A 14,261-nucleotide genomic window follows, 5' to 3' on the forward strand; every position below is an offset into this window, starting at 1 on the left:
CACCAAGGCGACGATATCGCCTCACCTCAACAGTTTCAGGCTCCCGGTCAGCGAGCGCACCCATTTGTCCGGGCCCAGGAGGCCGAAGCCGTCGATCGTCTCGGTGCCGAGATCGCGCGTGGGGAAGGCGGCGACATAGTCGGCGAAGACGTGCAGGCTGCGGGCAAAGCCCGGAAAGGGGACGACGGTGGCCTCTTCGGGGGCCGGCAGGGCCTTCAGCAGCAGGCTGCGGATCACCTCCGCCGGTGCCTGAAGCACGGGAACCGGCAGGTTGGTGATCGTGGCCGTGCTGCGGCCGGCGGCGTCGGTGAGGGCGACGGCGCCGAGTTCAGGCCGGGCGGCCCCCAGGCCGATGGCGATACCGGCGATGGTGTTGGCAAGCAGTCCGGCCGGCAGGGCCGGGTCGATGATGATGGCGATGCGGCTGCTGGCGGCAGTCATCCGGGGATCCCTTCGCATGAAAACCGGGATCGGGCGTCCACCCGCTCCCGGTCGCGAAGTCTGGGCGGCGGCCGCGGGAATGTGCTGTCTATCCACCCGCCGGCAGAGAGGCCGGAAGGCAGGATCGTCCCGGTTTTGCATCAATCGGGGCAGAAGTTTGCGCACCACCGGAAGTGGTGAGTTCCCATACAATCGCAATCACGCCCGAGATGATGGTATACCAGTTCGGGATCAAATCGACCGGATCCAGGATGTGGCCACGCACAATATTTCTTGTGCAACGCAATATCATTCCGATCCGGCGGTCGGGATCAGATCCGAACGCCTCTTCCGGAAATAATCGGGATCGCGCACCGGTTCGGGGATCGCGAAACATGCGGCCCAAACCTCGGAATCGACACCGTTCGCTCTGGTCGGGTTTCGCGGTTGCCAGCGCGCGACGGTTTGGTTACTTAGGTCCGGAGCCTTCAGGGGAGGCCCGCGGAGGGGCTGCGGTGCTGGGGGAGAAATGATGCACCGCACGTGCTTCCGAACACGTTACGGCTGGACGCGCGAAACCACAGCGCGCAGCATTCCATCAGGGCAACCGCCGTCCGGCCGTCCGGCCCCCGCGGGACGATCGGTGCGGCATGCGGCCAACTTCGACATATGGAAGCGATGTCGGCCTTGATTTCCGTACAGAACATCGTGAAGCGCTTCGGCGGGCTCACAGCCGTCGACGACTGCTCGCTGGACGTGCCGAAAGGTTCCATCACCGGCCTGATCGGGCCCAATGGTGCCGGCAAGAGCACGCTCTTCAACATCATCGCCGGGGCCCTGCCGCCCTCCAGCGGCAAGGTGCTGCTGGAAGGCCGCGACGTGACCGGGCTCAAGCCCCATCAGCTGTTCCGGCAGGGGCTGGTGCGCACCTTCCAGATTCCGCACGAACTCGGTCGGATGACCGTGCTCGAGAATCTGATGATGGTGCCCTCCGGCCAGGCGGGCGAGAATCTGATCTCGGCCTGGCTGTCCTGGGGACGGGTGCAGCGCGAGGATGCCGAAATCCGCCGCAAGGCGATGGAGGTGCTCGACATCCTCGAGATCACCCATGTCGCGGGCGAACTGGCCGGCAATCTGTCCGGCGGGCAGAAGAAGCTGCTGGAACTCGGCCGGACCATGATGGTCGACAACTGCCGGGTGATCCTGCTCGACGAACCGGCGGCGGGCGTCAACCGCACCCTGCTGGTCAAGCTGGCCGATGTGATCCGCCGGCTGAACCGCGAGCGCGGCATGACCTTCTGCATCATCGAGCACGACATGGACCTCGTGACCGAGCTGTGCGACCCGGTCATCGTCATGGCCCAGGGCACCGTGCTGACCCAGGGCACCATGGCCGAGATCCGCGCAAACCAGACGGTGCTCGACGCCTATCTGGGCTCGGCCGGCGATCCGGAAGCCTTCCGCCGCAAGGCGTGACGCAGCGAACGAGGAACAGATGAGCCTGCTCGAAGTCGAGGGCGTCCGCGGCGGCTATGGCGAAGTGGACATCCTGAACGGCGTCAACATGCGGGTCGAGGAAGGCGAGATCGTCGTCATCATCGGCCCCAACGGCGCCGGCAAGTCGACGGCCATGAAATCGGTCTTCGGCCTGGTGAAGATCCGCCAGGGCCAGGTCCGCTTTCAGGGCCACGACATCACCAATCTGCGGCCCGACCGCATCGTCCATCACGGCATGTGCTACGTGCCGCAGGAAAACAACGTCTTCCCGACGCTCACCGTCCAGGAAAACCTGGAGATGGGGGCCTTCATCCGGCGCGACGACTATCGCCCGACCATGGAGCGCATCTACGACCTGTTCCCGGTGATGCGCGAGAAGCGCAGGCAGCCCGCAGGCTCGCTCTCGGGCGGTCAGCGCCAGATGGTGGCGATGGGCCGCGCGCTGATGCTGGAACCCAAGCTGCTGCTGCTGGACGAACCGACCGCCGGCCTCGCGCCTGCGATCATCGACCAGATGTTCCAGAACATCATCAAGATCAATGAACTGGGCGTCGGCATCCTGATGGTGGAACAGAACGCCAAACAGGCGCTGGCCATGTCGCATCGCGGCTATGTGCTGGTGCAGGGCCGCGACCGCTATACCGATACCGGGGCGGCGCTGCTCGACAATCGCGAGGTGGCCGAGATGTTCCTGGGCGGCGGAGGCCACGCGGAATGACCGATCTCCTTCAGCTCACCGTCTATGGCATCGTGCTGGGCAGCATCTTCGCGCTGGGTGCCGTGGGTCTGTCGCTGGTCTATGCGATCCTGCGCTTCCCGCATTTCGCCCATGGCGACTTCATGACGCTCGGCGCCTATATCTCGCTCGCCATCGTCACCACCTTCGGCGTGCCGCCGATCATCGCCCTGCCCTTCGGCGCCGCCGGTGCGGTGCTGTTCGCCATTGCCGTCGACCAGACCATCTATCGCCGCCTGCGCAAGACCCAGCCGGTCATCCTGCTGATCTCGTCGGTCGGCACCGCGCTGATCCTGCGCGCCCTGCTGCAGATGATCTTCGGCTCCGAAACCCAGGTCTATCAGTCGGGCATTCAGATGCCGGTGCGGCTGGGCGACATCCGGGTCAAGCCGGCGCATTTCATGATCGTGGGCGTCGCCGCCTTCCTGGTGCTGGCGTTGCACCTGTTCCTGCAGAAGACCCGGGTCGGCAAGGCCATGCGCGCGATGAGCGACAATCGCGATCTGGCGCAGGTCACCGGCATTTCGGTCGACCGGATCGTGATCTGGACCTGGGCGATCGGCATCGCCCTTGCCGCCACCGCCGGCGTTCTGCTGGGCATGGACACCCGCCTGCACCCGACCATGGGCTGGAACATCCTGCTGCCGGTCTTTGCCGCCGCGATCCTGGGCGGCATCGGCAGCCCCTATGGCGCCATCGCCGGCGGGCTGGTGATCGGCATCGTTCAGGAATGGTCGACCATGGTGATCTCGCCCGCCTACAAGCCCGCGGTCGCCTTTGCGATCATGGTGGTGATGCTGCTGGTCCGCCCGACCGGCCTGTTCGCAGGGAGGAAGGTGTGATGATGGGTATGGGTGGTCTTGAAACCTATGCAGTCTTCTTCCTCACCTCGGTCGGCATCTATGCCATCGTCTGCCTGGCGCTGAACGTGCAGTGGGGCCTGTCGGGCCAGTTCAATTTCGGCATCGTCGCCTTCTATGCGCTCGGCGCCTATACCTCGGCCATCCTGACCGGGCCCGACAGCGGCGGCAGCTATCTGGGCGGTTTCGGCCTGCCCCTGCCGATCGGGTTGATCGGCGGCATGATCGTGGCCGGCCTGCTGGGCCTGGTGATCGGGCTGATCTGCCTCAACCTCCGCGCCGACTATCTGGCGATCGCGACCATCGGCATTGCCGAAATCGTCCGCCTGTTCCTGAAGAACGAGGCCTGGCTGACCAACGGCGTGCGCGGCATTCCCGGCATTCCGCGGCCCTTCTTCGACAGCGGCTATTTCGAACTCGCCTATCTGGCGCTGGTGCTGGTGCTGGTGGTGCTGGTCTATCTGGCGATCGAACGCGCCCGCAAGGCCCCCTGGGGGCGCGTGCTCCGCGCGATCCGCGAGAACGAGGACACCGCGGCGGCGGCCGGCAAGGATGTGGTCGGCTTCCGCATCCAGGCCTTCGTCTTCGGCGCGGCGATCATGGGGCTTGCCGGCGGGCTCTACGCCCATTTCATCGGCTTCATCAGTTCCGAAGCCTTCATGCCCGAGGTCGGCACCTTCCTGATCTGGGTGATGCTGATCGCCGGCGGCAGCGGCAACAACAAGGGCGCCATCCTGGGCGCGCTGGTGATCTGGGTCATCTGGTCGGGCAGCGAGTTCATCATCAGCCAGGTTCTGCCGGCCAGCCTGACGACCCAGGCCGGTGCTCTGCGCCTGCTGCTGATCGGCGTGCTGCTGCAGGTGATCCTGCTCACCCGTCCGGCCGGCCTGTTGTCGGAAGAACGGCTCTACCGCACCGGGCGCACCGCCCAGGCCGACCCCAAGGCCCATCGCCGCGAGGTCCGCTGACGACGACCCACCGGTCGCGCACGACCCCGGGGACGGATGCCACGGCATCCGTCCCCGGTTGCGTTTGAAGGTCAGCGCATTGCGGCGGGAAAGCCGTGGCGACGCGCGCCGGCCAGAATGGCGGCCGCGGGCAGCAGCAGCACCAGGGCCACCGGGCCCAGGACGTCCGGCCCCCGAAGGTCGAGCAGCAGACCGCCGACCAGCCCGCCCCCGGCGATGGCAAGGTTCCAGCCTGTGACCAGCATGGACTGGGCGATATCGGCGGCAGGGCCGGCCGCGCGGGCGAGTGCGGTCTGAAACAGGGTTGCAGCCCCGCCGAAGGCAAGCCCCCAGAGGCCGATGGCTGCCACGACCACCGCAGCGTCACTGCCCGCCGCCAGCAGAACGGCCGAGAGCACGAACCCCCAGAGACTGAGCTGCATTGCCTGGCGGAGATGCCGGTCGACCACCAGCCCGGTTGCCCAGATGCCGAGGATGGCAGCCAGGCCGAAGACCGCCAGCACCAGATCGACCCGCGCGCCCAGCCCGGCGAGCGCCAGCAGAGGGGCGATGTATGTGTAAAGCAGGTTGTGGGCGAGGACATAGAGCATCATCACGGCCAGCACGCCCGCCACCCCCGGCAGGGCCAGCACCCGGGACGCCGGCACCCGCTGGCCGGCCGGCTCGCCGGGGAAATCGGGGACGCCCAGCCGGATCCAGACCATCAGCAGCGCGGCCCCCAGGCTCATCAGCGCAAAGCTCGCCCGCCAGCCGATGATGCCCCCCAGGAAAGTGCCGGCCGGCACCCCCAGCGACAGGGCGAGTGGTGTGCCGGCCATGGCGATGGCGATCGCCCGGCCGCGCAACGCATCCGGCGCCATGCGTGCGGCATAACCGGCAAGCAGCGCCCAGAGCACCCCGGCCGCGATCCCGGCGGCAAAGCGTGCGACGAGCGTGAGGATGAAGCTGCCGGAGATGGCCGTGATGCCATTGGCCAGAACGAAACCTGCGACCGAAACCAACAGAAGCGGTCGCCGGCGCAGGCCGCGGGTCGCCAGGGTGACCGGCACCGCGGCCAGCAGCGATCCGGCGGCATAGACCGTGACCATCTGCCCGGCCAGGGCCTCGGGAATGTCGAAAACGGCGGCAATGCCCGGCAGCAGCCCGGCCGGCAATGCCTCGGTCAGCACGGTGATGAAACTCGCGAGCGCGAGGGCGAGCAGGCCACCGAGCGGCAGCCTGCCTGGGGATGATGTCGTCATGTCGGACCCTGCGGAAAGATGTCGGAGGAGGTGCGGCCGCCCGGCCTTGTCTGGTACCGGCTTCCAATAGGCATCAGCACCACCCCGGAATAAACCGGCCGATATGCCGGACTTTCCGGACAGTTCGGTCCGCAATCAGGTCTTCAGATGATCATGCAGCACGTCGACGAAGGCCCGCACCCTGGGTGAGGCCTGACGGCTGGCCGGCCAGACCGCCTGTATCACCCCGTCATGCACCGCCTTGTCGGGCAGCACCTGAACCAGGCGGCCGGCCGCCAGATCGGCGGCGACGGTGAAATCCGGCAGGCAGGTGATGCCGCGCCCGGCCAGCGCCAGATGCAGCAGGGCCTCCACCGTGGTTGCGACCACGCTTTCAGGCAGCGGCACGGTTTCGGGCACCGGCCAGGGCTCCAGCCGGCCGGTCTGGGCGAAGCGGTGATGCAGGCAGAGATGATCCGCCAGATCATCCGGCCCTGCGGGCGTGCCGTGGCGGGCCAGATAGTCCGGGGCCGCGACCAGGATCAGACGGAAGCGGCCGATCAACCGGCTCTTCAGCCGGGAATCCGCCAGCGGCCCGGTTCGGATGGCGACGTCGAAACCTTCTTCGACCAGATCGACCAGCCGGTCTGAGAAATCGAGATGCAGTTCGATCCCGGGATGGGCGGCATTGAACGCGGCCAGCGCCGGCAGCAGCAGGTGATGCACCAGCGGCAGCGCGACACGCAGCCGGCCACGCGGGGTGGTCGCCCGCCGCTCAAGCTCCAGTTCCACCGCCTCGATCTCGCTCAGGATCCGCCGGCAGCGTTCCAGGAACAGCAGCCCCTCATCGGTGAGGCTGAGACTGCGGGTGGTGCGGCGGAACAGGGTGACACCCAGCCGCTCCTCCAGCCGGGCGATGCCCTTGCCCACCGCCGAGGCGGAAATGCCGAGCCGGCGCGAGGCGGCAACGAAGCTGCCCGCTTCCGCGACCTGCAGGAACAGGGTCAATCTGCCGAGCCCGTCCATTCCCCCTCCCCCCGCTCTTGCCGATCCATGGCCGGCATCTGCCCGGTCAGGGCCGGCTGACGGGCGGCAAGGGCCGCCGCCAGATGATCCATCAGCACCCGCACCCTGGGCGTGTCGCGCAGATCGGGATGGGTCAGGATCCAGAGGTCAAAGCCCAGCCCGTTGAGCGTGCGCAACCGCACCAGCCCCGGATCGGCATCACAGAGATAGCAGGCGAAGAGCCCGAGACCGATGCCGGCCCTGACCGCCTGGATCAGCATGCCGGTATGGTCGGTGCGCAGCACGACCTGGCTGTCGGGAATATTGGCCGCCACCCAGCGCGCCTGGGGCAGATCCGCCCGCCCTTGGGCATAGGTCACCCAGGGGGCCTCGGCAAGCGCGGCCCCCGGCGGCAGCGGCAGGCGATCGCGGGCGCCATAGATGCCGTGGACCAGGGTCGCGATCCGCCGGCCGATCAGGCTGTCGGGCGGGTTGCGACTGATCCGGATCGCGATATCGGTCTCGTGCCTGGCAAGGCTGACGGTTTCATGGGAAATGGCAATCTCGGTGCGGATGCCGGGATGCAGCCCCCGGAACGCCGCCAGCGCCTCGGCCAGCCAGGGCGCCAGCGCGCCGAGCGTCGCGATCCGCACCGTGCCGGTCAGCCGCTGATCACGGCCCGACAGCCGCCGTTCCAGCGCCACCAGCCGGGTTTCGACCTCCGCCGCCTCTTCCAGCAGCTCACGGCCGGCGGCGGTGAGCGCATACCCGCCCGGCCCGCGATCGAACAGCCTGAGCCCGAGCCGCGCCTCGAACCCCGCCATCCGCCGCAGCACCGTCGAATGGCGCACACCCAGGGCCCGGCCGGCCCCCGTCAGGCTGCCGGCGCGGGCGACGGCCAGAAACAGCCTCAGATCGTCCCAGTCCATGCCTGCCGCCATCCTGCCCGCCTCCGGAAGGTTCATCTCCATCTGTGCATTCACGCACAGGGCAGGTCAAGTTTCAGCGGCTTGCGCGATGAGGCGGATAGGGAAATCCTCCCCACGTTCCCCGCCTGCCCGGAGACCTGCCAGCCCATGTCCGCCACCGCTGCCCGCCCGCCGCTCGTCACCGCCGTCATCGCCGGCCTGCTGCTGATCGTGGGCGCGGCCATCCGCCTGCTGCCCGAGGCGGGCGCCGCACCGGGTGGTCTCGACGCCGCGGCGGCGCCGGCGGCGGCCCTGGTGGTGATGACGCTCGGGCTCTGGGCGACGGGGCTGCTGCCGGAATCGGTCACGGCGCTGGGCTTCTTCACCATCGCCATGCTGACGGGGCTGGCACCGCCCGAGGTGGTGTTTTCGGGCCTCACCTCCTCGGCCTTCTGGCTGATCTTTTCGGGGCTGGTGATCGGGGTCGCCGTCCGCCATAGCGGGCTCGGCGCCTGGATCGCCGGCCATCTGGCGCGGCGGGTGGGCACCAGCTATCGGGGCGCGCTGCTGGGGGCGCTCGCCTTCGGCCTGGTCATGGCCTTCCTGATGCCGTCGGCCATGGGGCGGATCGTGTTGATCCTGCCGATCCTGGCGGCGCTGGGCGAACATCTGGGCCATCAGCCCGGCGACCGCCGGCATGCGGGGATGATGCTGGCCGGGGTGATCGGAACCTTCCTGCCGTCATTCACCATCCTGCCCGCGAATGTGCCGAACAACATCATGGTCGGCATCCTGGAAGCGGCGGGTGCGCCCGTGCCCAGCTTCTCCACCTATCTGATGACCAATTTCCCGGTGCTGGGGCTGCTGAAGACGCTGGTCCTGGCCGGCGTGCTGCTGTTTCTCTACGGCCGCGGCCGGCAGAAGCCGGTGACGCGCCCCCACCGCCCGGCACCGATGACCCGCGACCAGCGCCGGCTGGCCCTGGTGCTGCTGGTGGCGCTGGGCTTCTGGATGACCGACGCGCTGCACCACATCTCGCCCGCCTGGGTCAGCATGACGGTGGCGGTGATCTGCCTGATCCCGCGCTTCGCCTTTCTGCCGCCCCGCGCCCTGCAGACCCTGAACATGGAGCCGATCTTCTATGCCGGCGGCGTCATCGGGCTCGGTGCGCTGATCGTGCATGCGGGGCTCGGCGACTGGCTGGCCGCCGTGCTGCTCGATGCGGTGGGGCTGCAACCGGGGGATGCCGCCGGCAACTTCCTCCGCACCGGCGGGCTGGCGACGGTGGTGGCGATGGCCACCACCCTGCCCGGCGTGCCCGCCATCCTCACCCCGCTCACCGGCGACCTCGCCGCCGCCACCGGCCTTGCCACCCCCGCCGTCCTGGCGGCGCAGGTGATGGGCTTCTCGACCGTCATCCTGCCCTATCAGGCCCCGCCGCTGATGATGGCGATCCTGATCGGCGGGCTGCCGATCCGCGATGTGGCGAAGCTCTGCCTGCTGACCGCGATCGTCACCATTCTGGTGCTCTGGCCTTTGCAGGTGCTGTGGCTGCGGGTGATCGGGGTGATCTGACCGGCGCCGTCAGCCGCCGGCCAGCGCATAGACCCTGAGCCGGTGCCCGTCGGGGTCGAGGCCCATAAAGCTGTAGCCGAAGCCCTGCTTCATCGGCGCCGCGGCGATGGTGACGCCGCGGGCCTGCCAGTCGGCGAAGGCGGCATCCACCGCGGCATCATCGGCCATGCGGATGCCGAGTTCGGATGCCCCCGGCGCCGCCGACGGCGCCGGCGCAACCACGGATTGTGCCCACAGACCAAGCATCATGCCGCCCTCCAGCGCGAACAGGGCGAAGGCCGGGGACACATCCACCGGGCGGGTGTCGAAGAGATCGGCATAGAAGGTGGCACTGGCCGCCGGGTCGGCGACATAGAGCAGCGCATAGCTCGGATGGGTCATCGTTTCCGCTCCCGTTCGGGCAGCCCCCGATGAGCCGCCCTGACGGGATCATGCGCCCTGGCTGCTGACAGGGTCTGTCAACAGCCGGGGATGTGCGGCGTCGCCCCTGCGGCATGTCATCCTTTGACGCAGACCACCTGCCGCAGGGTGTGGACCACCTCGACCAGATCGGCTTGGGCGGCCATCACCGCGTCGATGTCCTTGTAGGCTTTGGGCGTCTCGTCGAGCACGCCCGCATCCTTGCGGCATTCGACCCCGGCGGTGTCGCGCAGATGATCGTCGAGGGTGAAGCGGCGATGGGCTTCGGTGCGCGAGACCACCCGCCCGGCGCCGTGGGAGCAGGAGCAGAAGCTTTCGGGGTTGCCCTTGCCGCGCACGATGAAGGATTTCGCCCCCATGGAACCCGGGATGATGCCGGGCAGGCCCGCGGCCGCACGCACCGCCCCCTTGCGGGTGACCCAGACCTCGCGGCCGTAATGCCACTCACGCGCCACATAATTGTGGTGGCAGTTCACCGCCTCCAACGCCGCATCAAAGGGCCGCCTGATCACCTGCCGAAGGGCGGCGACCGCATGGTCCATCATCACCCGGCGATTGGTCAGGGCGAAATGCTGCGCCCATTCCACCGCCATCACGTAATCGTCGAAATGCGCCGTGCCCTCGGGCAGATAAGCCAGATCCGCATCGGGCAGATCCAGGTGGTAGCGGCGCATATCCTCTTTGGCGAGCTCGATGAACCGGGTGCCGATCATGTTGCCGATCCCGCGCGAGCCGGAATGGAGCATGATCCAGACCCCGCCCACCTCGTCCAGGCAGACTTCCAGGAAGTGATTGCCGGTGCCGAGCGTGCCCAGATGGACAATGGCATTGCCCTTGACCAGGGCAGGATGCCGGGCGATCAGCGCCCGATAGCCGGCATCGAGGCCGGCCCAGGCTTCCGTCACCGCCGGGGGCAGATCGTCGCCCCACGCCCCGACATCCCGCTTCTTCCGCCCGACCGTGCGGCCATGGGGCACGGCGGCTTCGAGCGCCGAGCGGATGCCCGCCAGGCTGTCGGGCAGATCATCGGCGGTGAGCGAGGTGCGCACCGCCATCATGCCGCAGCCGATATCGACCCCGACCGCGGCCGGGATGATCGCGCCCACGGTCGGAATCACCGAGCCGATGGTGGCGCCCTTGCCCAGATGGACATCGGGCATCACCGCCAGCCATTTGTGGATGAAGGGCATCGAGGCGGTGTTAAGCAGCTGCCGCATCGACAATTCATCGACCGGCACGCCGCGGGTCCACATCTTGACCGGTGCGGCCGGCCGGTCGCGGGCGGGTTCGTAGCGATGCGCCAGAAGATCGAAAGCCATCGGAGGTGGTCCTCAACTGCGAAAGGTGGCGTGGCGCTCTTTGCGAGGCGCGTGCCAGACCGGCCCTGCGCGAGGGAAATCCACCCAAGCCCTTGCTTTGTAACGGCCTGATGGCCAGAGGTCGCACCGGCTGGGCAGAGGCATCCCGGCCGGATATGATCCTGTCATCTCGGAAGTTATACGTCAGGATAAGACCATGTCGAAGCGCCGGGTCGTGATCGGGTTCGTGGGCACCACGCTGGATGTGGCGGCCGGCCCGCATCGCTGGAAGGCCTGGCGGCCGACAATCTCGCTGATCCAGCAGCCGGGGATCGGCATCGACCGGCTGCATCTTCTGCACGGGGCCGGTGCCCGCAAACTGGTGGCGCGGCTTGTCGATGATATCCACCTGATCGCGCCCCGGGTGGAGGTGCGCCCCGAAGAGGTCACGATCCGCGATCCCTGGGATTTCGAAGAGGTCTATGGCCTGCTGCATGATTTCGCGCGCAGCTTTCCCTTCGACACCGAGGCCGAGGACTATCTGATCCACATGACGACCGGCACCCATGTGATGCAGATCTGCTGGTTCCTGCTGGTGGAAGCGCGCTACATCCCGGCACGGCTGATCCAGGTGTCGCCGCCGCCGGCCAGGGAACGGCCGGGCGGTTTCGGCAGCCACACCATCATCGACATCGATCTGGCGCGCTATGACCGCATCGCCGGCCGCTTCGGGCAGGAACGGCGCGAGCGTACCTCGTTCCTGAAAGCCGGGATCGACACCCGCAATCCCGGCTTCAACCGGCTGATCGAGCGCATCGAACGGGTGGCCCTGCATTCGACCGCGCCGATCCTGCTGACCGGCCCGACCGGCGCCGGCAAGACCGCCCTCGCCCGCCGGATCTTCGACCTGAAGAAGCAGCGCCGACAGGTCGATGGCGCCTTCGTCGAGGTCAACTGCGCCACCCTGCGCGGTGACGGCGCCATGTCGGCCCTGTTCGGCCATGTCCGCGGCGCCTTCACGGGGGCGGTGGCCGAACGGGCCGGGCTGTTGCGCGCGGCCGATGGCGGGCTGCTGTTTCTGGACGAGATCGGCGAACTGGGGCTGGACGAACAGGCGATGATCCTGCGCGCGATCGAAGAGGGCCGATTTCTGCCGGTGGGTGCCGATCGCGACGCAGCGAGCCGGTTTCAGCTGATCGCCGGCACCAATCGCGACCTCGGCACCGCCGTGGCGGACGGCCGGTTCCGCGAGGATCTGCTTGCCCGCATCGACCTCTGGAGCTTCGACCTGCCGGGGCTTGCCCGCCGGCCCGAAGACATCGACCCCAATCTCGACGAGGAATTACGCCGTCATGGTGTCCGGGAAGGCCGCCAGGTCTCGTTCAGTCGCGAGGCCCGGCAGCGCTTCCTGGCCTTCGCCACCGGCCCAGGCGGGCTGTGGCCGGGGAATTTCCGCGACCTCGGCGCCGCAGTCACCCGGATGGCAACCCTCGCCCCCGGCGGGCGGATCACCGAAGAGGTGGTGGCGGAAGAGATCGAGCGGCTGGAACGGGCCTGGCAGCGAAGGACTGCTTCGGCCCGGGAGGACCCGCTGCCCGGCCTGTTGGGCGAGACACGGCTGGCGGAGATCGACCCGTTTGACCGGGTCCAGCTGGCCGAGGTCGTGCGTGTCTGCCGCAGCACACCCAGCCTGAGCGCCGCCGGGCGGGCCCTGTTCGCAGCCTCGCGTGCCCGGAAAGCCGCGCCAAACGACGCCGACCGGCTGCGCAAATATCTGGCCCGGTTCGGGCTTGACTGGTCGATGATCAAGGCCAGCCCTGACTGACGGACATGTCCGGTCTCGCCCATCACGGCTGCTGATGGCATTCTGGTGGGCTTTATACCGCAGATGGATGGAGGGCCTGGTGACGATGCTCCGTCGGATCGATCCGGGCATGGACTCCGAGGTGGTGGCCCGGATCGACCGCCGCCTCGACGACCTCGAAGCCGCAGAGGACATGACCATCCTGCTGGCCGTTGAAAGCGGCAGCCGGGCCTGGGGCTTTCCCTCACCCGACAGCGATTATGACTGCCGGTTCGTCTATCTGCGTCACACGGATCGTTATCTCTCGCCCTGGCCGCCGCGCGATGTGATCGAGACCCCGGTCGAGGGCGTGTTCGACGTCAATGGCTGGGATCTGGCCAAGGCGCTGAAGCTGATGCTGAAGGGTAATGCCGTGATCCTGGAATGGCTGCGCTCCCCCATCGTCTATCGGGGAGATCAGGCCTTCCGGCAAGGCTTGCTCGACTTTGCCATGCGTCATGCCGATCGCGAACTGATCGCCCGCCATTATCTGCATCTGGGTGAACGCCAACGCATGACGTATTTCGGCGACGGGCAGTCCGTCCCACAGAAGAAGATCTTCTATGCGCTGCGGCCTGCGGCCGCCCTCAGATGGCTGCGGCTGCATCCGGACGCAGGCATTCCACCGATGCATTTCCCGACGCTGATGGCGGAATGCGAGCCGCCTGCGGCCGTCGCGGCAATCGCCGAGGCACTGATGGCCCGTAAGGCGCGGACCCGAGAACTCGGCACCGAGCCGCTCGACCCGGTTCTGGCCACTTTCATCGACGACACCTTCGCCGAGGCCCGGGCGATCTTCATGACCGGCCGGGTACATCTGGGCGAGGCGGCGCGCGCCGAGGCGGAGACTTTCTTCCGCGACACCATCCGACGCCGCGACGCCCGCCGCTGATCAGGCCGCGTCGGTCGCGCGGTCGAGGCCGAGCAGGCTGGCGATGTCGCAGCGCGGGCGGGTGAGGTCGGCCAGGGTGTAGCGGTCCATATGGGCATAGAAGGCTTCGGCCGCTTCGGCCAGCGCGCCGCGCAGCACGCAGGCGGGCAGGATGCGGCAATTGCCGTGGGTGTCGAAGCATTCGAGCAGGGCGCTGTCGCGCTCGGTTTCACGCAGGACCGCGCCGATGCGGATGTCTTCGGGCGCCTGCCCCAGGCGCAGTCCGCCGCCCTTGCCACGCACGGTTTCCAGATAGCCGAGCCGGCCCAGCTGGTGGACCACCTTCATCAGATGGTTGCGGGAAATGTCGTAGGCCTCGGCAATCTGGCCGATGGTGACCAGCCGGTCGGGGGCCACCGCCACGAAGATCAGGCTGCGCAGGGCATAGTCGGAAAAGGTGGTCAGGCGCATCGGCGTGCTCCGGTGGCGGCGGTGCCGGCCCCTCGGGAGCCGCTTTCTAAGATATATCCCGAATGCGTCTATATGCCAGGGGCATCCGGCCCGGGGCGCCTCCCCCGGACAATAAGACGCGGCGGCCGGTTGCCCGGCCGCCGCGCCTGTCGTCAGGTCTGTATCCCGA

14 protein-coding genes are annotated in these 14,261 nt (G+C 67.9%); 7 read left to right on the forward strand and 7 right to left on the reverse strand.

The window, feature by feature from the left end:
• Window positions 1–21: 21 nt before the first annotated feature.
• The gene (locus tag WI697_RS05885; protein WP_298652677.1) at window positions 22–441 is read right to left on the reverse strand and encodes a DUF2000 domain-containing protein; all 420 of its coding nucleotides are present in this window, start codon (window positions 439–441) and stop codon (window positions 22–24) included.
• A 648-nt stretch (window positions 442–1,089) separates the two neighbouring features.
• On the opposite strand from WI697_RS05885, the gene WI697_RS05890 reads away from it, so the two are divergent.
• The 4 genes from WI697_RS05890 to WI697_RS05905 are packed head-to-tail and all read left to right on the forward strand — an operon-like array spanning window position 1,090 to window position 4,481.
• Window positions 1,090–1,896 (forward strand): ABC transporter ATP-binding protein, encoded by an 807-nt coding sequence (locus WI697_RS05890; RefSeq protein WP_345957791.1) that lies wholly within the window; start codon window positions 1,090–1,092, stop codon window positions 1,894–1,896.
• Window positions 1,897–1,915: 19 nt separating this feature from the next.
• A complete protein-coding gene (locus WI697_RS05895; RefSeq protein WP_062767419.1) occupies window positions 1,916–2,635 on the forward strand; it encodes an ABC transporter ATP-binding protein in 720 nt (239 codons plus the stop codon).
• Window positions 2,632–3,495: a branched-chain amino acid ABC transporter permease gene (locus WI697_RS05900; RefSeq protein ID WP_062767418.1), complete on the forward strand. Its 864-nt coding sequence runs from the start codon at window positions 2,632–2,634 to the stop codon at window positions 3,493–3,495. The genes WI697_RS05895 and WI697_RS05900 overlap by 4 nt, the downstream gene beginning before the upstream one ends.
• Before the next feature lie 2 nt (window positions 3,496–3,497).
• Window positions 3,498–4,481, forward strand: a complete 984-nt coding sequence (locus WI697_RS05905; RefSeq protein ID WP_062767416.1) for a branched-chain amino acid ABC transporter permease — start codon at window positions 3,498–3,500, stop codon at window positions 4,479–4,481.
• Window positions 4,482–4,552: 71 nt separating this feature from the next.
• Here the strand turns inward: WI697_RS05905 and WI697_RS05910 are convergent, their stop codons facing one another.
• The 3 genes from WI697_RS05910 to WI697_RS05920 all read right to left on the reverse strand — a co-directional run bounded on the left by WI697_RS05910 (window position 4,553) and on the right by WI697_RS05920 (window position 7,647).
• Window positions 4,553–5,722, reverse strand: coding sequence for an MFS transporter (locus WI697_RS05910; RefSeq protein ID WP_345957792.1), 1,170 nt, complete (start codon window positions 5,720–5,722; stop codon window positions 4,553–4,555).
• 135 nt (window positions 5,723–5,857) lie between these two features.
• Window positions 5,858–6,727, reverse strand: coding sequence for a LysR family transcriptional regulator (locus tag WI697_RS05915; protein WP_062767413.1), 870 nt, complete (start codon window positions 6,725–6,727; stop codon window positions 5,858–5,860).
• A complete protein-coding gene (locus tag WI697_RS05920; RefSeq protein ID WP_345957793.1) occupies window positions 6,706–7,647 on the reverse strand; it encodes a LysR family transcriptional regulator in 942 nt (313 codons plus the stop codon). Before WI697_RS05920 ends, WI697_RS05915 begins: the two co-directional genes overlap by 22 nt.
• Before the next feature lie 135 nt (window positions 7,648–7,782).
• Between WI697_RS05920 and WI697_RS05925 the strand changes: the two genes are divergently transcribed.
• Window positions 7,783–9,189 (forward strand): SLC13 family permease, encoded by a 1,407-nt coding sequence (locus WI697_RS05925; RefSeq protein WP_345957794.1) that lies wholly within the window; start codon window positions 7,783–7,785, stop codon window positions 9,187–9,189.
• A 9-nt stretch (window positions 9,190–9,198) separates the two neighbouring features.
• On the opposite strand, the gene WI697_RS05930 is transcribed toward WI697_RS05925, so the two are convergent.
• Both WI697_RS05930 and WI697_RS05935 read right to left on the reverse strand, forming a co-directional pair.
• Window positions 9,199–9,570: a VOC family protein gene (locus WI697_RS05930; RefSeq protein ID WP_345957795.1), complete on the reverse strand. Its 372-nt coding sequence runs from the start codon at window positions 9,568–9,570 to the stop codon at window positions 9,199–9,201.
• 116 nt (window positions 9,571–9,686) lie between these two features.
• Window positions 9,687–10,928, reverse strand: a complete 1,242-nt coding sequence (locus WI697_RS05935) for an RtcB family protein (protein WP_345957796.1) — start codon at window positions 10,926–10,928, stop codon at window positions 9,687–9,689.
• 196 nt (window positions 10,929–11,124) lie between these two features.
• Between WI697_RS05935 and rtcR the strand changes: the two genes are divergently transcribed.
• On the forward strand, window positions 11,125–12,732 hold the full coding sequence (rtcR, locus tag WI697_RS05940; RefSeq protein WP_345957798.1) for an RNA repair transcriptional activator RtcR: 1,608 nt from the start codon (window positions 11,125–11,127) through the stop codon (window positions 12,730–12,732).
• A gap of 85 nt (window positions 12,733–12,817) precedes the next feature.
• Window positions 12,818–13,642: a nucleotidyltransferase domain-containing protein gene (locus WI697_RS05945; RefSeq protein WP_345957879.1), complete on the forward strand. Its 825-nt coding sequence runs from the start codon at window positions 12,818–12,820 to the stop codon at window positions 13,640–13,642.
• Here WI697_RS05945 and WI697_RS05950 read toward each other — a convergent pair whose 3' ends face one another.
• Entirely contained in the window at window positions 13,643–14,092 is a 450-nt protein-coding gene (locus tag WI697_RS05950; RefSeq protein ID WP_296716472.1) for an Rrf2 family transcriptional regulator, read from the reverse strand.
• Between the last annotated feature and the right edge of the window lie 169 nt (window positions 14,093–14,261).

The organism is Tistrella mobilis (assembly GCF_039634785.1).
Taxonomy (GTDB): Bacteria; Pseudomonadota; Alphaproteobacteria; order Tistrellales; family Tistrellaceae; genus Tistrella; species Tistrella mobilis.